The sequence below is a fragment of the Sphingomonas sp. HDW15A genome (genome assembly GCF_011301715.1).
GTDB lineage: Bacteria > Pseudomonadota > Alphaproteobacteria > Sphingomonadales > Sphingomonadaceae > Sphingomicrobium.
The window spans coordinates 1,578,369-1,597,220 of the sequence record NZ_CP049870.1 but is presented as its reverse complement, the minus strand read 5'-3'; the positions used below and the strand labels follow the sequence as shown (position 1 = coordinate 1,597,220).

The window sequence follows — 18,852 nt, the reverse complement described above, 5'->3', positions numbered from 1 at the left end:
GTAGCGCGATTGCAATCCCCTTTTCTAACAGGGGATATGAACGTTCGACGAACAGTCGGCTTGTCTTAGGCAGCGACGTCGAATGGGACGATCTCGCCCGAGAGATAAAGATTACGCGCCTTGGTTCGCGACAGCTTGCCAGACGAAGTGCGGGGCAGGGTGCGTGGCGGCACCAATTCGACGATCGGCGAGATTCCGGTGATCGCGCGAACGCGCTCCTTGATGTCGTCGCGAAGGCGGCCGCGTTCCTCGGGATCGCTAACCCGGCAATGGACGAGAACGGTCGGCGTTTCCTCCCCGGTCGGTCCGGTGATCGCGAAGGCGGCAATGTCGCCGGACTTGAAGCCGGGCAATTGCTCGACGGCCCATTCGATGTCCTGCGGCCAGTGATTGCGGCCGTTGATGATAATCATGTCCTTGGCGCGGCCGACAATAAAGATGTAGCCGCCCGACATATAGCCCATGTCGCCGGTGTCGAGCCAACCGTCGCCACTGAGGCACGCGCGGGTGGATTCCTCGTCACGGAAATAGCCGACCATCACCGAAGTGCCCCTGCAAAACACCTTGCCGATGCTTCGCTCAGGCAGGGCGTTACCTTCCCCGTCGCGGATCTCGACGTCCATGCCTTTGAGCGGCTTTCCGCAATTGACGATGGCGCGGTAGCGGCGCGGTCGCTCCTGCTCTGGAGTTCCGACGCCGGAAAGCTCGCTCTCCTCGACGAGTTCGACGCGGATTCCTTCGCCCGGCGGCATGATCGAAACGGCCAGTGTTGCTTCGGCCAAGCCATAGGAGGGGCAGAAGGCCTTCGCCTTGAAGCCGGCGTCCGCGAAGGCATCGACAAATGCCTGCATGACGTCCGGCCTGATCATGTCGGCGCCGTTTCCGGCAATCCGCCACCGCGAGAGGTCGAAGCGATCGGCAGCGCGGGTCTGGCTGCTCATTCGGCGCGAGCAGATGTCGTATCCGAAGGTCGGTGAATAGGAGAGGCTGGTGCCGGGATTGCGGCTGATAAGGTCGAGCCACGCAAGCGGACGCCGGGCAAAATCTTCGGTCTTGAGGTAATCAACACTGACTTGGTTGGCGAGCGGAGACAGCATGCAGCCGACGAGGCCCATGTCGTGATACCACGGCAGCCAACTGATGCAGCGGTCAGTCTCGCGAAGCTCCGTGCCGAGCGCGTGCGCATGCAGGTTGTCGAGCAGGGCGCGGTGCGTGATCGCGACGCCGTGAGGAAAGCGCGTCGAGCCTGAAGAATATTGCAGGTAGGCGATTTCCTCGCCGCCGGCTTGCGGAAGGTCGCCATCCGCTTCGGGCAGTTGATGGAGGCTCGACCAATCCCGTGCTTCGATGCCGCGCTGGTTTGCCGCGTCTTCCGCGAAGGCCGCGAGTTCCGAAGGATAGAGAAACAACCGGGGATCGCTGCTTTCCAGCATAACCAGCAATTGCGCGACATAAGCGTCCCGGCCACCGAAGCTCGTCGGCAAGGGAAGCGGAACGGGCCACAAGCCGGCATACACCGCGCCAAAGAAGCATGCGGCGAATTCCTGGCCCGTTTCCGCAACCATCGCGACGCGGTCGCCCTTGATCAGGCCGAGGCCCGCGAAACGTCGCGCATGGGCAAGCGCGTCTGTGCGCAATTCCGAATAAGCGTAGGTTTTGACGAGCGTCCCGCGCGCGTCGTGGAAATTCATTCCCCGAACGCCGGTGGCCGCATAATCAAGCGCTTCGCCAAGCGTCCCAAAGTCGGCAAAGCGGCGGGCGAGCCGATCGATGGTCGGGGTCGCGCCCGGCGGTGCGAGTTCGGACGGGTTAAGGTGCTCGCGGTCGCTCACAAGGATTCCTGAAAAAATGCGTGCCCAATGCCGACTGCGCCAAGGCATGGCTCGTCGCGTGGCGGCGCTTCCTGATGCTGGCGGAGTGTGGCACAAACATGGCGTGACCAGTAGCCGACGGCCGCGGCCGCCACTCGATCGCCGGGATCTTGACGAGCTTGCGTTGCGCTACGTTGCGCGATTCGCAACCAGCAGAGCCAAGCTGCGATCCTATCTGCTGCGGAAGATTAGGGAGCGCGGTTGGACCGGCGACGAAGACCCGCCGCTCGATCAGATCGCCGACCGTCTATCCGAACTTGGTTATGTCGACGACCAAGCATACGCCACGAGCCTATCGCAGTCGCTGGGATCGCGGGGATATGGGCATAGGCGCGTGGCGGGCGCGATTTCGGCCGCAGGAATCTCGGAGAGTGACGCGGCGGAGGCTTTGGAGTTCGCCGAACAAAGGGCGGCAGAGGCGGCTCTCAGGTTCGCGAAGAAGAGAAACATCGGGCCATTTTCCGCCGCGTCCGCAGATCGTCCCAAACGAGAAAAATGGATCGCGGCGATGATTCGCGCCGGCCACAGTTTCGCACTTGCCCAGAGAATTGCCGACTCCGAACCCGGGGTAATCCCCGAAGAATGGCTGATTTTCGAATAAAAGTTGCGGACTGCTATCGATTCATTTTCAAGAAAGCATCGCTCCGTGTTATCATGCGACCGTGCGTTCGAGTGCCGACGAGACGCCCGAAACCGTTCCTGCTGGTCGCGGGGGCGACGTTGTTGGGCATGCAATCCTGGGTGAGGCCGAGGATCAATCGGTCGCGCCCGACGCATTTCCGGTAACCGGACGAATCAAATGGTTCGACGCGACGCGGGGTTTCGGCTTCCTCGTGAGCGACGATTGCGAAGGTGACGTCCTCGTTCATTTCTCGATCCTGCGGGAACATGATCGGCGGAGCCTGCCCGAGGGAGCTCTCGTCGAAGCCCTGGTTCAAAAGCAGCAGCGCGGCCTTCAGGCCGTGAAGATTCTGTCAATCGACTTGAGCGAGGCATTGCCCAGCGCTGTCCGTCCGGTAACCAATCCCGGACAGCGCGCCGATCGCAAGGCTCTTGTCGATTCGGCCGGCGAGTTCGAGCCGGTGGAGGTCAAATGGTTCAATCGCGTAAAGGGCTATGGTTTCGTCAATCGACTGGACGATCTTGCGACGGACATCTTTATCCACATGGAGACTGTCCGGAACGCCGGAATCGTGGACCTCAATCCGGGCGATCGGCTCGAAGCGCGAATCGCCGAAGGTCGCAAAGGCCAGACGGCCGTCGAGCTTCGCAGTCACTAATCCGACTGGTTTTAATCCTTGCAGCGGCCGTTCCGGCGACCGCCTGCCAGGGGGCTGCCGTACCTGCGGCATCCTTTGAGCAGTCAGCGGCCGGATTGGATCAGATCCCGCTCACTGTCCGATCCGACGGGAGGACCCATCGCTTTACGGTTGAGGTCGCCCGAACACCCGAGGAGCAAACCTACGGCCTGATGAATCGCGGGTCGCTGGACCCGGATCGCGGAATGATATTCCCCTATGATCCTCCGCAGGAAGTTGCGTTCTGGATGAAGAACACGTTGATCCCACTCGACATAATCTTCATTGCGCCTGGCGGGCGGATCCTCAACATCGCGGCAAACACCACTCCGCTGTCCTTGGAGCCGGTTCCCTCGGCAGGCCCGGTCGAAGCCGTGCTCGAACTCGCCGGCGGTCGGGCAGCCGAGCTCGGCATGGCAGCTGGCGACCAGGTCGATTGGCGCCGATGAGTTCGCTTGCAGGCAAGCAAGCTGGCGGCTTGCTTCCCATCGCCGACTGCGGCTAACGGCCCTGCATGGGAATATTGGCGAACGCTTTCACCTGGTGGAACGGTGCCTCGTGGGGGACGAGCATTGTGACGCGCTTGCGCGGCGAGGAAGTCGGCCGGGACGAGGCCGGCAACGTCTATTTCCGCCATCGCAAGCATCCGTCGCGCCGCTGGGTCATCTACCAGGGCTCCAACGACAGCAGCAACGTTCCGCCGGGCTGGAATGCATGGCTTCGCGGGACAATCAACGATGTTCCGGAAAAAGCGCTACCGAAGCGCCGCTCGTTCGAGCTTGCCCCGCAACCGAACCTAACCGGCAGCGGTGCTGCTTGGCGGCCTTCCGGTTCCATGAAAGGTCAGGGCCACCGGCCGACGGCGACCGGCGATTACACCGCGTGGACACCGGACGCTTAGTGTTCCGGACCGCCGCTATAGCCGCCGTAGTGCTGGCCCTGGCGGCCTGCTCGAAGGAAAAAGTCCCCGAGAACGGAGTCGTCGAGCAGGCCAAGCTCCCTCCCGCATCGCCCGATTCTTCGGGAACGACGCCAATGCGCGACCGGGTCGCAGTCATCGGCCTGCTCAATAAGCGAAACGGAATCGTTCGGGACCTCACGCTGAAGCCAGGCCAGTCGATCCGCGTCAAGGATGTCATCGTGCGGCTTCGGGCCTGTGAAGCGACCGCGCCGTGGGAACAAGAGAAGCTGACGGGTGCATTCATTCAGGTCGACGTCGAGCTCCCGAACAAGCGGTGGGATCGGGTCTTTTCAGGCTGGCTCTATAAGGAAAGCCCGTCGCTGAACGTAGTCGAGCATGCCGTTTACGACGTCTGGCCCAAGAGCTGCGTGATGAGCTGGCCTGCCGCGCCCGGAATGCCTGCGGCACCGCGCTCCTCCAACAACCGCTCCAGTGCTCCGAACTCTGGTGGTTCCAGCAGCGTCGGGTCGAATCCGCCGAACTCAGGAAACGTTGCTCCAGCTCCCGAGCCATCAACGCCGGCAGCACCCAGCGAAGCAGACAACAACACAGCATAGCGTTCGCGCGGCACTGCCGTCGCGCCAAGCGAGGCAAGGTGCGAGGTCATGAACTGGCAATCGAGCAGGACGAAATTGCCGGCTTTCAGCCGCGCGACGAGCCAGGCTAGCGCAACTTTCGACGCGTTGGTTCGGCGGCTGAACATTGACTCGCCAAAAAACGCACGTCCCAATCGGACGCCGTAAACTCCGCCGACCAGTTCGCCGTCCCGCCAGCATTCGATGGAGTGGGCGTGCCCCGCAGCACGAAGGCCCAATGTCGCCCGTTCGATGTCGGCGTTGATCCAAGTTTCGGGCCTGTCGGCACAGCTGCGGATGACGTCCTCGAACGCGCGATCGCGAGTGACTTCGAAGGTGCCCCGGCGGATCGTCCTTGCGAGCGAGCGCGACAGGTGAAAACCGTGAAGCGGGAGGATGGCCCGGCTGCGCGGCTCGACCCAGAAAACCTCGTCGGAATCACGACTGTCGGCCATCGGGAATATCCCGCTGGCATAGCCACGAAGAAGCAGGCGAGGATCGAGCGGGCTACTCACTCGCTTGAATTACAGGATTTCGCGCACCTTGTCCTGCGGGCGACAGAAGCGAACGCCCTTTTCCGTCTCGACGAACGGCCGATTCACATAGCTGGGGTCCTGGAGCATGGCCTCAAGGACCGTCTCGTCATCCGCCTCGATGAGTCCGCGTTCCTCTGCGTCGGTTCCGCGCGTTCGCAAGGCGTCTTTCGCAGTCATACCCGAATCTCGAAGCAACTGTTCCAGCTTTTCCCGCGTGTAGGGCTGGCCGAGATATTCGATTACGGTTACGTCGGCGCCTGACTCGTTGAGAATGGCGAGCGTCTTGCGCGAGGTCCCGCAGGCAGGGTTGTGCCAGATGGTCGCCTTCACGCCTTGCCCTCCTCCAGCCACCGCTCGAGCCATTTGATCGTATAGTCGCCCCTCAGGAATTCCTCGTTGCGAATGATCCGCTGCTGCAGCGGCACCGTAGTTTTCATCCCTTCGACGACGAATTCCTCGAGCGCCCGCTTTAGGCGGAGGATGCAGCCTTCGCGGGTTCGTCCGTAGACGATCAGCTTGGCGATCATGCTGTCGTAATAAGGAGGCACCTTGTAGCCGGCGTAGAGCCCGCTATCGACGCGAACGTGCATTCCGCCGGGTGCCACGAAGTTTTTCACTAGTCCTGGTGACGGCGCGAAGGTCTCGGGATCCTCCGCGTTGATCCGGCATTCGATGGCGTGGCCGTGAAGAACGATGTCATCCTGGCGGACGCTCAGGCCATCGCCTTGCGCCACGCGAATCTGCTCCCGGACGAGGTCGATCCCGCTGATCATTTCGGTCACCGGATGTTCGACCTGGAGCCGGGTGTTCATCTCGATGAAGTAGAATTCGCCATTCTCGTACAGAAACTCGATAGTGCCGGCACCGCGATAAGCCATGTCGGCCATCGCCTTGCGGACGACTTCGCCCATGTGGGCTCGCTGCTCGGGCGTGATTACGGGCGAGGGTGCCTCTTCAATGACTTTCTGGTGGCGTCGCTGGACCGAACAGTCGCGCTCGCCAATGTGGATCGCATTGCCTTCGCCGTCGCCGAATATCTGGAACTCGATGTGCTTCGGGTCACCCAGATATTTTTCCATGTAGACCGTGGCGTCGCCAAACGCCGCCTTCGCCTCCGACGACGCCTGCATCATCAGCGTTTCCAGATGCTCCGGGTCGTTGACGACCTTCATCCCGCGCCCGCCGCCGCCGGACGCCGCCTTGATTAGCACCGGATAGCCGATTTCGTCGGCAAGCTGGCGCGCTTCGACCGTGCTTTCCAGCGGTCCTGGCGAGCCGGGAACGAGCGGCAGGCCGAGCTTTTCGGCCGTCCGCTTGGCCTCGATTTTGTCGCCCATCACCCGGATATGTTCCGGCTTCGGACCGACCCAGATCAGGCCGTGGCTTTCGACAATCTCCGCGAACTGGGCGTTTTCGCTCAGAAAGCCGTAGCCGGGGTGAACCGCATCGGCATGGGTGATCTCGGCCGCGGAGATGATGTTCGGGACGTTGAGATAGCTGTCGGTCGCAGGGGGCGGTCCGATGCACACCGCCTCATCGGCAAGCCGGACATGCATGGCGTCGGCATCGGCGGTGGAATGGACCGCGACCGTCTGGATACCCATTTCATGACACGCGCGGTGAATCCTCAGTGCGATCTCACCACGATTGGCGATCAGGAGCTTCTTGATCGCCATGTCAGCTGATGACGACCAGCGGCTGGTCGAATTCGACCGGTTGCGCATCGCTCACCAGCAGCTGCTGGACCGTGCCGGCCTTGGGCGCGGTGATCGGGTTCATGACCTTCATCGCTTCGATGATCATCAAGGTTGCGCCCTCGGCAACTTGCTGCCCGACGGCGATGAACGGCTTGGCGCCAGGCTCGGCGGCCAGATAGACCGTTCCGACCATCGGCGATTTGACGGCATCGGCGGACACAGCCGGCGCCTGGTCGGCCGACGGTTCACTAGCGGGCGCAGAGCCGGCGGGAGCAGCGGCGGAATGCGTGATCGGTGCGGGCGCGTAGGTCATGACTTGGCCAGACTCGCGTTTGACTTTGATCTTCCGGCTACCGTCCTCGACCTCGATTTCGGTCAGCTCGTTGGCGGCAAGCAGCTCGGCCAGCTCGCGTACGAGCGCGGTATCGACCCGCATGCTGCCATCTTCCGTGTCGTCAGCCATTGCTTGGGTTTCCCAGATGTCGGTGATTGCCGCGCCCTCTGTCAGAGCCGAGCGGCTGCGTCCAGTGCCGTAAGGTAACCTTGCGCTCCCTGGCCCTTGACGATCAGCGCCGCAACGTCGGCAATAAGGTCATTATGGCGGAAATGTTCGCGTATCGTTGGGTCGCTAAGATGGACTTCGATCACCGGAGTCGCGATCGAGCTCACCGCGTCACGCAGAGCGACAGACGTGTGTCCGTAGCCGCCGGGGTTGAGGATGACCGCTTTGGCACCGGAATCTTCGGCCTCATGAAGCCAGTCGATGAGATGGCCCTCATGATTTGACTGGCGCATGTCGACACTGATGCCCAACTTCGCTGCGCGGTCGCTGATCATGGCGGCAATGTCGTCGAGGGTCTGCGTCCCGTAGATTACCGGTTGGCGCCGGCCGAGACGATTGAGATTCGGGCCATTGAGGATGAAGATCGTCGCCATGTTTGCCTTCGCGGCTGCTGCTTCCTATCTGCCCTAGCGACAATGAACGACAACTCCACCCTCCAGGTTACGATCAATGGCGAGCCGCGCCGCCAACCGGCGGGAAGTGTTGCCGATCTTGTGCGCTCGCTGGGGCTGGACCCTGCCAAGGTGGCGGTCGAGCGCAACCTAGAGATCGTTCCTCGTTCGACCCTCGCCGAAGTCGCAATCGCCAACGGCGACAAGTTCGAGATTGTTCATTTTGTCGGCGGAGGCTGAACCATTGAATGACACCTGGACTGTCGCGGGCCACACCTTTTCTTCGCGGCTCATCATCGGCACCGGCAAGTATAAGGATTTCGCCGAGAATGCGGCGGCCGTCGAGGCGTCGGGTGCCGAGATCGTCACCGTAGCCGTGCGCCGCGTGAACATCTCCGATCCTTCGCAGCCGGTGCTGATGGATTTCATCGATCCTAAGAAGGTGACCTACCTGCCGAACACGGCTGGTTGCTTTACCGCCGATGACGCCATCCGCACACTGCGGCTGGCGCGCGAGGCTGGCGGCTGGGACCTCGTCAAGCTCGAAGTTCTGGGCGAGGCCCGCTCGCTTTACCCGAACATGCGTGAAACCTTGGAGGCCACGGAAGTGCTTGCCAAGGAGGGTTTCAAGCCGATGGTCTATTGCGTCGACGACCCCATAGCCGCGAAGCAACTTGAAGATGCCGGCGCGGTGGCAATCATGCCGCTTGGCGCCCCGATCGGGTCGGGTCTTGGACTTCAAAACAAGGTCACCATCCGGCTCATTGTTGAGGGGGCCAGCGTTCCGGTGCTTGTCGATGCCGGGGTCGGAACCGCGAGCGATGCCGCGGTGGCTATGGAATTGGGCTGCGACGGCGTGCTGATGAACACCGCGATCGCCGAGGCAAAGGAACCGATCCGCATGGCCCGTGCAATGAAATTGGCGGTGGAGGCGGGTCGTGAAGCCTATCTCGCGGGCCGCATGCAAAAGCGTCGGTACGCCGACCCGTCGAGTCCGCTGGCCGGTCTGATCTAACTTTTCTCCAGTTTCGACCAAGTCGTTGGGAAAGCGACTCGGAGGTTCTTCGTTGCCTCCGCAGGAGAACGAAAATGACCTCGAAACGTGATCGAGGGGGAGGCAGTTTTCGCGAAATTCGCCAGCGGCATTTAATGATCTTCGAACGGGACGGGCGGCGCGGCAGTTCACGCGACGTGGAGACAAAGGAAAGCTCGCCCAAGCGTAGATGGAAGCGTGACGGCATCATTCATTATGCCGTCGAGGATTCCGATTGATGGAAGCGACGGTCGCGGACTAGCTATTCTAGGATGGGAGATCCGCAATGGCCGGATTCGCTTCACTTCGCGAGCGCATGATCGAGCGACAGGTTGTAGCACGAGGCATCGACAACCCTGCCTTGGTAAGCGCTCTGCGCGCGGTCCCTCGAGAACTCTTCGTTTCCAAAGGATTCGAGAGCGCAGCTTATGCCGACGCTCCATTACCGATTGAAAGCGGCCAGACAATTTCCCAGCCCTACATCGTCGCTCTGACGATCGACGCCGCCCAGGTCGGATCGAACGACAAGGTGCTGGAGATTGGCGCCGGGTCAGGTTACGCGGCAGCCGTCATCGGCCAGATTGCCGATCAGGTGATCGCAATCGAACGGCATCGCGAACTGGCACAGCTGGCGGGCGATCGGATGAAGCGCCTCGGCTACAGCAATGTCCGCATAATCGAAGGCGACGGCACCCGTGGCTATCCCGATGAAGCGCCGTTCGACGCCATCGTCGCGGCAGCGAGTGGGAGCCACGTTCCCCAGGTTCTGCTCGACCAGCTAAGGCCCGGAGGCCGGCTGGTCATGCCGATCGGCGAACCGGGCGCAATTCAAGAGCTGGTCAAGGTAACCAAGCACCCGAATGGGTCGCTTAAACGAGAAGAACTCGGTGCCGTGCGGTTCGTCCCGCTGGTCGGCGCGCACGCTTTCCCGGAAAACTAGTTGCGCGCTGTGACGACAAGGGCGGCCATGGTCGAGTCGACGGGCCCAGCGCCGAAGCGTTCGGCAACCGCCCGGGACGCTTCCTCCGCGATCGCTTCCAGTCGATCGCCGGCGCGCTGCTCGATCTCCATCCGCAGGGGAGAGCCCAGGGCGAAGCCTTTTCCGGGATAGTCCGAAGTGGGCGCCCTGCTGGGAAATTCCACTCGCTCGATCTCGAAATCCTCGAAGCCCGCAGCGATGAGATCGCGCTCGATTTCCTCGGCGGAGCCATGCCCGTAGGGCGTGCGCTTGAGGAATCCGGGCGGGTCGTCCCGGATTTGCGCGGCAACTGATTCGTGCACAATTTCGGCGAGCGGATTGTCTTCGAGCGGGCACCAGGCATTGAACAGGAAGGCGCCACCCGGAGCCAGGACCCGTCGCACTTCCCGGTAGGCGGCGAGGCGATCGGGAAAGAACATCACCCCGAACTGACAGACGACGGCGTCGAAATCCCCGTCGCGATAGGGCAGGCTGGTCGCGTCGACCGCCTCGAACTTCACATCGCCGCCCGATAAGCGGGTCTTCGCGATTTCCAGCATCGCCGGGTTGAGATCGGTGACGGTCAGGCGAATGCCCGGCAGCCGGTCCGTGATCGCCTTGCTGACGATGCCGGTTCCGGCAGCGGTCTCCAGGACAGTTTCCGGCGACAAAGCGGCGAGCCGCTCAGACAGATCGGCGGCATAAGGTTCGAACAGCAGCGGACCGAGATATCGGTCGTAAATGGCCGGGATGCTTCCGGCGAAGGCTTGGTCGGTCGACATGGCGGACGCCTCCCCTTGGGTAAGCCGTTCATACCGCAACCGCCTCGCTCCTCCTAGCGGGCGCGAAGCTTAGCAATCGTCGTGCTGTTGGTGATGATCTCCACGTCGGTGAGACAGTGAAGCAGTCGGATGCCGTCCGACTTTATCGCGTCATCGAGCGCCGGTCCGAAATCCGCGGTGTTCTCAACCCGCCAGCCGCGACCGCCAAAAGCTTCGGAGAGCTTGACGAAGTCGGGATTGGCGAGCGCAGTCGCGGAAATCCGCTCCGGATAATCGCGCTCTTGGTGCATCCGGATGGTTCCATATGCGCCATTGTCGACCACGATCACTATCAAGCTTGCGTTATATTGCGCTGCAGTCGCCAGTTCCTGACCGTTCATCAGGAAGTCGCCGTCGCCAGCGACGCACACCACCGGCCGGTCTTTAAAGCGGATCGCAGCGGCGACCGCAGCTGGCAGACCATAGCCCATCGTGCCGCTGGTCGGTGCGAGCTGGGTGGGCATGACCCCGTAATGCCAGTAGCGGTGCCACCAGCCGGAGAAATTGCCGGCGCCGTTGCAGATGATGGTGTTGGCTGGAAGCTTTTCGCGCATCGCCGCGACGCAAGGACCGAGGTCGAGTGCTACGCCGTCCCGCGGCTTGGGCTCGCTCCACTCAAGCCAATCGCTATGCGCGTCCTCGCCGGCTGAAAAGCGGACCAGGTCGGGATCGTTCCACTCGTCCACCATTTCCGCGAACTCGCCCATGTCGGCGCAGATTGGCAGGTCCGCATGATAGACCCTGCCAAGCTCATTGGGGTCGGGGTGAATATGGACTAGGGTCTGGTCGGGATGATCCGGAGTGATCAGCTTGTAGCCGTCGGTCGTCGACTCGCCTAGGCGGGCTCCGACGGCGATGACAAGATCGGCGTCGCGAATTCGCTGCCGAAGCTTGGGATTGGGTCCGTACCCGAGTTGGCCGGCATAGACGCCGCATGTATTATCGATTGAGTCCTGCCGCCGGAACGCCGCGGCGACGGGAATCCCGTGGCGGAAAGCGAAGTTCGCGAAATGATGCGCCGCGCGCGGGCTCCAGTCGGCACCGCCGACGATCGCGACTGGTGAGGAGGCTTCCTTGAGCAATTCGAAGAGCGCACTCACCGCGCCGGGATCGGGCATTTCCGCAACCGGCGGGACGGGTGGACGGTCCAGTGCGTTCACTTCGTCCCTAAGCATGTCTTCGGGGATTGCGAGGACGACGGGGCCGGGCCGCCCGGCCGTCGCGACGCGATAGGCGCGCGCGACATATTCCGGGATCCGCTTGGCGTCGTCGATCCGCGCCGCCCATTTAGCGATCGGTGAAAAGAAGGCCGTGAAATCGACTTCCTGGAAGCCTTCGCGGTCGCGGTCGGCGCGGTCGAGATCGCCGACGAACAGGATCATCGGAGTCGAATCCTGAAAGGCGACATGGACGCCGGCGGAGGCATTGGTCGCGCCCGGGCCGCGAGTAACGAATGCCACCCCGGGGCGCCCGGTCATCTTGCCGTCGGCATCGGCCATGTAGGCGACCCCGCCCTCCTGGCGGCAAACAATCGTTTCGATTTCGGGCGTGTCGTGGAGCGCGTCGAGGGCCGCGAGGAAACTCTCGCCCGGCACGGTGAATATTCGATCACAGCCTTGGATTCGAAGCTGGTCTACGAGGATCCGGCCGCCGGTGCGCAGTGTCATGCGTCAGGCCTTAGCGCCGTCCGCTGCGGAAGGGGAGAGGCGTTCATAAAGTGGCGAAAGTATCACTCAAACTGTGGGTGCTGGCGTGGACGTGCCCGAACCAGTTTATCAAACGACGATGACGTGCGGAGCCGGCTGCAAACACCGCCTGGGCTTTAGAAAGGAATTTTCCGAGGTCGGCATTGCGGTACAAGCTGCGTGCAAGTCCAATCTATCGTTTCAATACAAAGACCAGTAATGATGTCATCCAGTGCCAAGTCACAGTAAAATCAGATGACAAATAAAGTTATTGAAGATATCGTTCACGCCTCGTGCATCCATTATCGTTTATTAGCGTTCTACTAAGTGACGCGTCGTATCCCGGCGTTTTTAAGGATAATCTCATGCGAGTATCATCTAGATTTTACGTCGGAATATTTGGTTTAGCGATGATGGCCAGCGTCGCCGTTCCGGCGACTGCGCAGTACAACCAGTATCCTAATCCTTATCCCAACCAAAATGGCGAACAGAGTGTCGTCGACTCTGTGCTTAATTCAGTCCTTGGGCAGGGCCGTTACGGCGCCTATGGCCAAGGCAACGACCGGATGGCAGTCGACCAGTGCGCGCGCGCTGCGGAGGCCAGAGTTAGCGGTGACTTACGTGCTGGCCGTTATGGAGCCTACGGCCAAGGCTACGGCAACCAGGCGTACGCCAACGAGGGCTACGGCAATCAAGCTTATGGCAACCAGGCCTATGGCCAGGCTCGCGTAGTCGCCATCACCGGCGTCCAGCGCAAGTCCAATGGCCTGAGGGTCTCCGGCGTAATGCAGTCCGGTATGGGCTATCGTGGAGGCTATGGCAGCCAGGGCTATGACCCTCGCTATACCAACCAGGGCTACGCGAACCAGGGTTACGGCGCCCAAGCCTATAATCCCCAGTCTGCCGACCTGCGCTTCAGTTGCCGGGTCGATCTTAGTGGACGTATCAGCAACCTGGACATCAAGCGGAACAACGGACGCCGCATCTAAACGGCATCAATTCTTATGACGCTGTGCGCGCGATCTTCAACGGTCGTGCGCATTTGCCTGCATCTTCGTTCCGAAGTGTCTCGCCTGAATTGGCAAAGGGTCGAAGGCTGCTTCTGAAATTAACTCGAAGCGAAGATTGCGTGGGTAGGATCTAGCTTTAGGAGACAGGATTCATGAAATTCGTTCTGCTGAAGTCCCGCGGGGGCGATTATATGGTCGTCGCGCAAAACGTGGCATGGCTACGATCACATGAAAATGGCCAGACGAAGATCGGGATGATCGGAAGCGAAGCCATCCAGGTGTCTGGCACCATCGAGGAAACCGCTGCCGCCATTCTCGCAGGCTAACTCCAAAGTCGGAAGCTGACCGCCACTCTGACGGCGACATAAACTCGGTTGGGCTGCGGGCAATTGCCGGTTGGCCGGTGTTGTCTTAGCCTGCGTCAATGGGTGTGCAGTGCAACGGTGAGCCGGGGACAGAGTGGCGAGGCGAGGCATTGACCGCGTGAGGAGACACCGCGCCGGTTTGGGGGCCGATAAGCCTCTTCTGAAGCGACTCGGGCCGGGCCTCATTACCGGTGCCGCCGATGACGATCCGAGCGGTATCGGCACCCACAGTCAGGTTGGCGCGCAATTCGGCTACGCACTGTCGTGGACCTTCGTCCTCAGCTTTCCGCTGCTTTATGTGATCCAGACAATATCCGCCGAGATCGGCCGGGTAACTGGCCGGGGGATCGCTGCGAACCTGCGCCGGCACTATCCCAGATCATTGCTGTGGGGGGCTGTCTCCCTGCTGCTGGTCGCCAACATCATAAATCTCGGGGCCGATCTGAGTGCGATGGGTGCAGCCCTGCAATTGCTGGTTGGCGGCAACGCGGTAATTTACACGTTTATTTTTGGCGGGGTCTGCCTACTGCTCGAAATATTCCTGGATTACCGGCATTATGCGGCGGCTTTGCGATGGGCGACGCTGAGCCTGTTCGCTTATGTCGGGGTAGTGTTCGCGGCAGATGTGCCTTGGGGCCGGGCGCTCCAGAGCCTCGTCATTCCGGAACTGCAGTGGAACTTTGCCTATGCCACGGCGCTGGTGGCGATCCTCGGCACGACAATCAGCCCGTATCTTTTCTTCTGGCAGGCCGCCCAGGAAGTGGAGGAGGAGCGCCGCCACCACCAAAAGCCGCTTTGCGTCGCGCCCGGCAAGGCCGTCAGGGAAATCAAGCGAATTCAGTTCGATACGCTAACCGGAATGGCCTTCAGCACGCTTATTTCGCTGGCGATCGTCTTTTCGACAGCGGCGACTCTCAATGCGAACGGAATTACAACCGTCGAATCGTCGGCCCAGGCCGCGCAGGCGCTCGAGCCTTTCGCCGGACGCTTCGCCTCCTTGCTATTCGCGGTCGGGATCATTGGCACCGGGCTGCTTGCGGTTCCCATCCTGGCCGGATCCGCCGCCTACGCGGTGTCGGAAATGTTCGGCCGGCCCGCCAGTCTGGAATCGAAGCCGAACAAGGCGCGATTGTTTTATGGAACGATCATCGCCACGACCGTGATGGGTGGTTCGCTTCAGGCGTTCGGCATCAATCCGGTAAAGGCGCTCTACTGGGCCGCGGTTGTTAACGGCGTGCTCGCGGCCCCTTTGATGATCCTGATGATGCTGATCGTCCGGAACCGACGCGCGATGGGGCGCTTGGCGGTTCGCGGCCGCCTGCTCCTGTCGGGTTGGATTGCAACGGCGATCATGGCTGCCGCCTCGGTGCTGTTCTTCTACCTGCTCACCGCCGGAGGCTGATGCCTGGTGCTTCAGGCCTGGTGGATCGCCTTCACCACCTGGTAGGATTCAAGACCTTCCTTGCCGCCTTCGGAGCCGAAGCCCGAATCCTTCACCCCGCCGAACGGCGCGTCGGCGACCGATATCGCGAAGGTGTTGATGCCGACCATGCCGCTCTCGACAAGATCTCCGATCAAATTGGCGCGACGGCCGTTCTCGGTGAAGGCAAAGGCCGCGAGTCCGAACGGCAGCCGATTGGCCTGCTCGATGACCTCGTCGAAGGTCGAGAAGGCGCAGGTCACGGCAACCGGGCCGAACGGCTCTTCGTTCATTATGTTGGCTTCGTTCGGCACGTCGGCGAGCAATGTTGGCTGGAAGAAGAAGCCACCGTCGCCCCGCGATCCGCCGGCGAGCACCCGCGCGCCTTTGGCCGCGGCGTCATCGATCAACGCTCCGACAGCTTCCGGCCGGCGGCCGTTTGCGAGCGGGCCCATCTTCGTATCCGCTTCCAGCCCGTTGCCGACCTTTACCTTCGCGGTTCGCTCGGCAAACCCCTTCAAGAAGGCGTCGTAGATCGAATCTTGGACGTAGAATCGCGTAGGTGAAACGCAGACCTGACCGGCATTCCGGAATTTCTGCGGCACGACCATGTCGAGCGTCTTTTCAAGGTTGCAATCATCGAAGATCAGGACGGGGGCATGGCCGCCCAGCTCCATCGTGATCCGGGTCATGCTGTCCGCCGCAAGGCGCATCAGATGCTTGCCGACCGCGGTGGAGCCGGTGAAGCTGACTTTCCGGATTTCTTTCGACCCGATGAGCGTCGTGCTGACGAGATCGGCCTCGCCATGGACAAGCTGGGCGACGCCCTTTGGAATGCCGGCGTCGGCGAGGGCGCGGAACATCTCAGTCGTACAGCCCGGCGTCTCATGCGGCGGGCGCGAAATGACGGTGCATCCGGCTGCAAGCGCCGCGGCGACCTTTTTGGCTAGGAGGTAGATCGGGAAGTTCCACGGCGTGAAGGTAGCCACCGGACCGACAGGCTGGCGGATAACCCGCGACAGCTCGCCAGCCGGGCGAACCAGCGTGCGGCCATAATCCCGCTTGATCTCCTCAGCATACCAGTCGAACAATTGCGCGGAGCCCATCACTTCGGCCTTGGCTTCGGCGAGGATCTTGCCCTGCTCCTGGGTCAGGATCGCGCCGATATGGTCGGCCCGCTCACGAAGCAGTTTCGCTGCCTGGTGGAGGATCGCGCCACGCTTCTCGACATCGGTCGAACGCCATTCCGGCCATGCACGGGCCGAGGCGGCCAGTGCTTCCTCGAGGTCACTTTTCGTGGCGTAGGGGACTTCTGCGATGCCGCTGCCGGTGACGGGATTGACGACCTTATGGGCGTCGCGGCCTTCGCCGCTCTTCCAAACGCCGTCGATGAAGAGTTGGAGATCCGTGTCATAGCTCATGAGGCTGCAGATAGGCTTTGCTTGAACGGCCCGCAACTTGTCGGCTAGGCCTCGTGCGACGCAACAAGGAAGGGGCCCGCCATGACCAAAAGTGAACTTGCCGCAAAGATGCAGGAAAACCAGGCCTGGCTTCCGGGCAAGAGGGTCAAGCTCGATTTCGGGGGAGAAGGCACGATCATGCTCGACGGCGCGGCTGAGCAGGTTTCGGAAGACGGCGGCGATGCCGATACGACGATCAAGATCTCCTGGGAAGACTGGCAGTCGATGGCCGCCGGCCAGCTCGACGGCATGACTGCGTTCATGACCGGGAAGCTGAAGGTCGAAGGCGACATGTCGAACGCGATGCAGCTTCAGGGCGTGTTGTCGAAGCTTCGGGGCTGACCGGTGACCGTCCGATTTGTCTTGGCGGCTGCCTCGGCACTCCTCGGCGCCGGCGCCTCGGCACAGTCCGATCAGCGCGCGGCACAGGTCATCGCCGCCGTAGGCGAGGAGCGGGGGCCGGACAGCCGTTTTGCCATCGCCTTTTCTGACCTTAATGATGATCACCGGCAGGAAGCGATCGTGCACCTGGCCGGCCGCGAACATTGCGGGTCGGGCGGATGCACCACCTTGGTCATGACCTATACGACCGAGGGATGGGTTCGGGTCGGGCGGCTAACGGTCAGCCGGCTGCCGATCTACCGCCTGCCGGGTCATCATGGCGGCTGGTACGACCTCGGTGTTTCCGTCGGCGGCGGTGGGATGATGAGCGGGGTGCGCGCGGTCTCTTTTAGCAAAGGGCGCTACGCTTCGAACCCGACCGTGGGCCGGCCGGTCGATCGGCTTCCGCTCGAGGCGACGCTTGTCATGCCGGCGACCAGCGAATTCTATCCGCTCTGATAATAGGCACCGTTAGCCTGCTTCAGGCGTGAACTGGCGGGTGACCCTCGTAGCGACGGCAAGGGGACACTGGCGGCGCTGCGGGCGAGAGCCGAACTCGCGAGACTGCCATTGGCCAAGACGTCGATCATTACGCGCGACTTTTATCGTCAACCTCATCAGTGGGGAGATTTTCGTCGTCGAGACTGCGCCCGGACAACTTTATTGGGAGACCAAGATCAACGCCGCACCAGGCGCGGAGTCGATCGACAGGACCTGGAAAATTCCCGCTCCATTCTGAGCGGTTGACCCTCGCCGCCGGCACCGCCTATCGGCGCAGGCGAACAGGAGGACCAATGCAAAAAGTCTATCCATCCGCCGACGCCGCCCTTGACGGGCTCCTTCGCGACGGAATGCTCATCGCCGCCGGCGGTTTCGGCCTGTGCGGCATCCCCGAACGCCTGCTCGACGCGATCCGCGACAGCGGGGTCAAGGACCTGACCTTCGCCTCGAACAACGCCGGGATCGACAATGAGGGCATCGGCAAGCTGCTCCGTACCCGGCAGGTGAAGAAGATGATCTCTTCCTACGTCGGCGAGAATAAGGAATTCGAACGGCAATATCTGTCCGGCGAGCTTGAGGTGGAATTCTGCCCGCAGGGCACGCTGGCCGAGCGGATGCGGGCAGGGGGCGCGGGAATCCCGGGCTTCTACACCAAGACCGGCTTCGGGACCCAGGTCGCCGAAGGCAAGGAAGTGAAGAACTTCGATGGCCAGGAATACATCCTGGAGCGCGGGATCTTCGCCGACCTCAGCATTGTCAAGGGGTGGAAGGCGGACGAGAGCGGCAATCTCATCTTCCGAAAGACGGCGCGCAATTTCAACTTCCCGGCGGCGACCTGTGGCAAGGTCTGCGTCGCCGAGGTGGAGGAGATCGTGCCGGTCGGAAGCCTCGATCCGGACTGGATCCATCTGCCGTCAATCTACGTCAACCGGCTGATCCTGGGCGCGCCCTATGACAAGAAGATTGAATTCACGACAACGCGGGAGCGCGAAGCGGCATGAAGCGCAGGGTCGCAGCGGCGCTAGGCGCCTTGTCGCTGGCGGGATGCGCAACCGCGCCCGCGGCGAAGCCCGTTGCCGTTCAGGCGGCTCCGTCCGTTGCGGTCGAGCCCTCGGCGCCGGCGAAAGCGCCCGAAGTTCCCGGCGGGATGCAGTGGCTCTATGGTTCCGCCGAGGGCGCGAGCGCGAGCATCCAGACCTATCGCGCGTTCGAACGCTATGTCGCCGCCGCCGTGCGCAACCGGCCGCGCGACAGCGTCGTCCTTCAGGGGGCGCGAACCTTGCCTCGGCGAGCTTCGTCCCGTGCGGAAACAAGCCGTTAGCAGTC

Annotated in this window: 23 protein-coding genes and 1 pseudogene; 15 read left to right on the top strand and 9 right to left on the bottom strand. The window is 61.9% G+C overall.

Features of this window, described 5'->3' with window-relative positions:
* Nucleotides 1-65 precede the first annotated feature (65 nt).
* Nucleotides 66-1,832: a fatty acyl-AMP ligase gene (locus G7076_RS08355; protein WP_240913761.1), complete on the bottom strand. Its 1,767-nt coding sequence runs from the start codon at nucleotides 1,830-1,832 to the stop codon at nucleotides 66-68.
* Between the two features lie 46 nt (nucleotides 1,833-1,878).
* Between G7076_RS08355 and G7076_RS08350 the strand changes: the two genes are divergently transcribed.
* From G7076_RS08350 to G7076_RS08330, 5 genes and pseudogenes are all read left to right on the top strand, one after another.
* Nucleotides 1,879-2,472, top strand: a complete 594-nt coding sequence (locus G7076_RS08350) for a RecX family transcriptional regulator (RefSeq protein ID WP_166201968.1) — start codon at nucleotides 1,879-1,881, stop codon at nucleotides 2,470-2,472.
* A 61-nt stretch (nucleotides 2,473-2,533) separates the two neighbouring features.
* Nucleotides 2,534-3,151: a cold shock domain-containing protein gene (locus G7076_RS08345; protein WP_240913760.1), complete on the top strand. Its 618-nt coding sequence runs from the start codon at nucleotides 2,534-2,536 to the stop codon at nucleotides 3,149-3,151.
* 95 nt (nucleotides 3,152-3,246) lie between these two features.
* Nucleotides 3,247-3,618, top strand: coding sequence for a DUF192 domain-containing protein (locus G7076_RS08340; RefSeq protein ID WP_240913759.1), 372 nt, complete (start codon nucleotides 3,247-3,249; stop codon nucleotides 3,616-3,618).
* Nucleotides 3,619-3,683: 65 nt separating this feature from the next.
* Nucleotides 3,684-4,070, top strand: a complete 387-nt coding sequence (locus G7076_RS08335; protein ID WP_166201966.1) for an NADH:ubiquinone oxidoreductase subunit NDUFA12 — start codon at nucleotides 3,684-3,686, stop codon at nucleotides 4,068-4,070.
* 134 nt (nucleotides 4,071-4,204) lie between these two features.
* Nucleotides 4,205-4,438 (top strand): annotated as a pseudogene (locus G7076_RS08330) (DUF2155 domain-containing protein); the annotation flags it as partial.
* 35 nt (nucleotides 4,439-4,473) lie between these two features.
* Here the strand turns inward: G7076_RS08330 and aat are convergent.
* The 5 genes from aat to G7076_RS08305 all read right to left on the bottom strand — a co-directional run bounded on the left by aat (nucleotide 4,474) and on the right by G7076_RS08305 (nucleotide 7,874).
* Nucleotides 4,474-5,160, bottom strand: a complete 687-nt coding sequence (gene aat / locus G7076_RS08325) for a leucyl/phenylalanyl-tRNA--protein transferase (RefSeq protein WP_240913917.1) — start codon at nucleotides 5,158-5,160, stop codon at nucleotides 4,474-4,476.
* Between the two features lie 69 nt (nucleotides 5,161-5,229).
* Nucleotides 5,230-5,571 (bottom strand): arsenate reductase family protein, encoded by a 342-nt coding sequence (locus tag G7076_RS08320; RefSeq protein ID WP_166201962.1) that lies wholly within the window; start codon nucleotides 5,569-5,571, stop codon nucleotides 5,230-5,232.
* Nucleotides 5,568-6,917 carry an acetyl-CoA carboxylase biotin carboxylase subunit gene (gene accC / locus G7076_RS08315; protein WP_166201960.1) on the bottom strand — a complete coding sequence of 450 codons (1,350 nt, stop codon included), beginning with the start codon at nucleotides 6,915-6,917 and terminating at the stop codon, nucleotides 5,568-5,570. The genes G7076_RS08320 and accC overlap by 4 nt, the downstream gene beginning before the upstream one ends.
* A gap of 1 nt (nucleotide 6,918) precedes the next feature.
* The gene (gene accB, locus G7076_RS08310; protein WP_166201959.1) at nucleotides 6,919-7,401 is read right to left on the bottom strand and encodes an acetyl-CoA carboxylase biotin carboxyl carrier protein; all 483 of its coding nucleotides are present in this window, start codon (nucleotides 7,399-7,401) and stop codon (nucleotides 6,919-6,921) included.
* 41 nt (nucleotides 7,402-7,442) lie between these two features.
* Entirely contained in the window at nucleotides 7,443-7,874 is a 432-nt protein-coding gene (locus tag G7076_RS08305; RefSeq protein ID WP_166201957.1) for a type II 3-dehydroquinate dehydratase, read from the bottom strand.
* Nucleotides 7,875-7,916: 42 nt separating this feature from the next.
* Here G7076_RS08305 and thiS point away from each other — a divergent pair, with 42 nt between their 5' ends.
* The 3 genes from thiS to G7076_RS08290 all read left to right on the top strand — a co-directional run bounded on the left by thiS (nucleotide 7,917) and on the right by G7076_RS08290 (nucleotide 9,865).
* Nucleotides 7,917-8,132 (top strand): sulfur carrier protein ThiS, encoded by a 216-nt coding sequence (gene thiS, locus G7076_RS08300; protein ID WP_166201955.1) that lies wholly within the window; start codon nucleotides 7,917-7,919, stop codon nucleotides 8,130-8,132.
* Nucleotides 8,133-8,136: 4 nt separating this feature from the next.
* The gene (locus G7076_RS08295; RefSeq protein ID WP_166201953.1) at nucleotides 8,137-8,907 is read left to right on the top strand and encodes a bifunctional sulfur carrier protein/thiazole synthase protein; all 771 of its coding nucleotides are present in this window, start codon (nucleotides 8,137-8,139) and stop codon (nucleotides 8,905-8,907) included.
* Nucleotides 8,908-9,211: 304 nt separating this feature from the next.
* Nucleotides 9,212-9,865, top strand: a complete 654-nt coding sequence (locus G7076_RS08290) for a protein-L-isoaspartate(D-aspartate) O-methyltransferase (RefSeq protein WP_166201951.1) — start codon at nucleotides 9,212-9,214, stop codon at nucleotides 9,863-9,865.
* Here the strand turns inward: G7076_RS08290 and G7076_RS08285 are convergent.
* On the bottom strand, nucleotides 9,862-10,665 hold the full coding sequence (locus G7076_RS08285) for a class I SAM-dependent methyltransferase (protein ID WP_166201949.1): 804 nt from the start codon (nucleotides 10,663-10,665) through the stop codon (nucleotides 9,862-9,864). The two genes, G7076_RS08290 and G7076_RS08285, sit on opposite strands and share 4 nt — an antisense overlap.
* A 53-nt stretch (nucleotides 10,666-10,718) precedes the next feature.
* Nucleotides 10,719-12,371 carry a thiamine pyrophosphate-binding protein gene (locus G7076_RS08280; protein WP_166201947.1) on the bottom strand — a complete coding sequence of 551 codons (1,653 nt, stop codon included), beginning with the start codon at nucleotides 12,369-12,371 and terminating at the stop codon, nucleotides 10,719-10,721.
* A gap of 428 nt (nucleotides 12,372-12,799) precedes the next feature.
* Between G7076_RS08280 and G7076_RS08275 the strand changes: the two genes are divergently transcribed.
* From G7076_RS08275 to G7076_RS08265, 3 genes are all read left to right on the top strand, one after another.
* Nucleotides 12,800-13,378 carry a hypothetical protein gene (locus tag G7076_RS08275; RefSeq protein ID WP_166201945.1) on the top strand — a complete coding sequence of 193 codons (579 nt, stop codon included), beginning with the start codon at nucleotides 12,800-12,802 and terminating at the stop codon, nucleotides 13,376-13,378.
* Between the two features lie 173 nt (nucleotides 13,379-13,551).
* Nucleotides 13,552-13,725, top strand: coding sequence for a hypothetical protein (locus G7076_RS08270; RefSeq protein WP_166201943.1), 174 nt, complete (start codon nucleotides 13,552-13,554; stop codon nucleotides 13,723-13,725).
* Between the two features lie 157 nt (nucleotides 13,726-13,882).
* A complete protein-coding gene (locus G7076_RS08265) occupies nucleotides 13,883-15,166 on the top strand; it encodes a divalent metal cation transporter (protein ID WP_240913758.1) in 1,284 nt (427 codons plus the stop codon).
* Nucleotides 15,167-15,177: 11 nt separating this feature from the next.
* Here the strand turns inward: G7076_RS08265 and G7076_RS08260 are convergent, their stop codons facing one another.
* On the bottom strand, nucleotides 15,178-16,605 hold the full coding sequence (locus tag G7076_RS08260) for an NAD-dependent succinate-semialdehyde dehydrogenase (RefSeq protein ID WP_166201941.1): 1,428 nt from the start codon (nucleotides 16,603-16,605) through the stop codon (nucleotides 15,178-15,180).
* 81 nt (nucleotides 16,606-16,686) lie between these two features.
* Here G7076_RS08260 and G7076_RS08255 point away from each other — a divergent pair, with 81 nt between their 5' ends.
* The 4 genes from G7076_RS08255 (at nucleotide 16,687) to G7076_RS12480 (ending at nucleotide 18,847) form a co-directional block, all read left to right on the top strand.
* On the top strand, nucleotides 16,687-16,986 hold the full coding sequence (locus tag G7076_RS08255) for an SCP2 sterol-binding domain-containing protein (protein ID WP_166201939.1): 300 nt from the start codon (nucleotides 16,687-16,689) through the stop codon (nucleotides 16,984-16,986).
* Nucleotides 16,987-16,989: 3 nt separating this feature from the next.
* Nucleotides 16,990-17,484 (top strand): hypothetical protein, encoded by a 495-nt coding sequence (locus G7076_RS08250; protein ID WP_166201938.1) that lies wholly within the window; start codon nucleotides 16,990-16,992, stop codon nucleotides 17,482-17,484.
* A 335-nt stretch (nucleotides 17,485-17,819) separates the two neighbouring features.
* Complete coding sequence (locus G7076_RS08245) at nucleotides 17,820-18,527, top strand: CoA transferase subunit A (RefSeq protein ID WP_166201936.1); 708 nt, start codon at nucleotides 17,820-17,822, stop codon at nucleotides 18,525-18,527.
* Nucleotides 18,524-18,847: a hypothetical protein gene (locus tag G7076_RS12480; protein ID WP_240913757.1), complete on the top strand. Its 324-nt coding sequence runs from the start codon at nucleotides 18,524-18,526 to the stop codon at nucleotides 18,845-18,847. The genes G7076_RS08245 and G7076_RS12480 overlap by 4 nt, the downstream gene beginning before the upstream one ends.
* Nucleotides 18,848-18,852: the final 5 nt, after the last annotated feature.

Coding starts and splice junctions, on each gene's coding strand:
- G7076_RS08350 (WP_166201968.1), top strand. CDS start 1,879: ATGGCTCGTCGCGTGGCGGCGCTTCCTGATGCTGGCGGAGTGTGGCAC.
- G7076_RS08335 (WP_166201966.1), top strand. CDS start 3,684: ATGGGAATATTGGCGAACGCTTTCACCTGGTGGAACGGTGCCTCGTGG.
- aat (WP_240913917.1), bottom strand. CDS start 5,160: ATGGCCGACAGTCGTGATTCCGACGAGGTTTTCTGGGTCGAGCCGCGC.
- accC (WP_166201960.1), bottom strand. CDS start 6,917: ATGGCGATCAAGAAGCTCCTGATCGCCAATCGTGGTGAGATCGCACTG.
- accB (WP_166201959.1), bottom strand. CDS start 7,401: ATGGCTGACGACACGGAAGATGGCAGCATGCGGGTCGATACCGCGCTC.
- G7076_RS08305 (WP_166201957.1), bottom strand. CDS start 7,874: ATGGCGACGATCTTCATCCTCAATGGCCCGAATCTCAATCGTCTCGGC.
- thiS (WP_166201955.1), top strand. CDS start 7,917: ATGAACGACAACTCCACCCTCCAGGTTACGATCAATGGCGAGCCGCGC.
- G7076_RS08290 (WP_166201951.1), top strand. CDS start 9,212: ATGGCCGGATTCGCTTCACTTCGCGAGCGCATGATCGAGCGACAGGTT.
- G7076_RS08285 (WP_166201949.1), bottom strand. CDS start 10,665: ATGTCGACCGACCAAGCCTTCGCCGGAAGCATCCCGGCCATTTACGAC.
- G7076_RS08280 (WP_166201947.1), bottom strand. CDS start 12,371: ATGACACTGCGCACCGGCGGCCGGATCCTCGTAGACCAGCTTCGAATC.
- G7076_RS08275 (WP_166201945.1), top strand. CDS start 12,800: ATGATGGCCAGCGTCGCCGTTCCGGCGACTGCGCAGTACAACCAGTAT.
- G7076_RS08270 (WP_166201943.1), top strand. CDS start 13,552: ATGAAATTCGTTCTGCTGAAGTCCCGCGGGGGCGATTATATGGTCGTC.
- G7076_RS08260 (WP_166201941.1), bottom strand. CDS start 16,605: ATGAGCTATGACACGGATCTCCAACTCTTCATCGACGGCGTTTGGAAG.
- G7076_RS08255 (WP_166201939.1), top strand. CDS start 16,687: ATGACCAAAAGTGAACTTGCCGCAAAGATGCAGGAAAACCAGGCCTGG.
- G7076_RS08245 (WP_166201936.1), top strand. CDS start 17,820: ATGCAAAAAGTCTATCCATCCGCCGACGCCGCCCTTGACGGGCTCCTT.
- G7076_RS12480 (WP_240913757.1), top strand. CDS start 18,524: ATGAAGCGCAGGGTCGCAGCGGCGCTAGGCGCCTTGTCGCTGGCGGGA.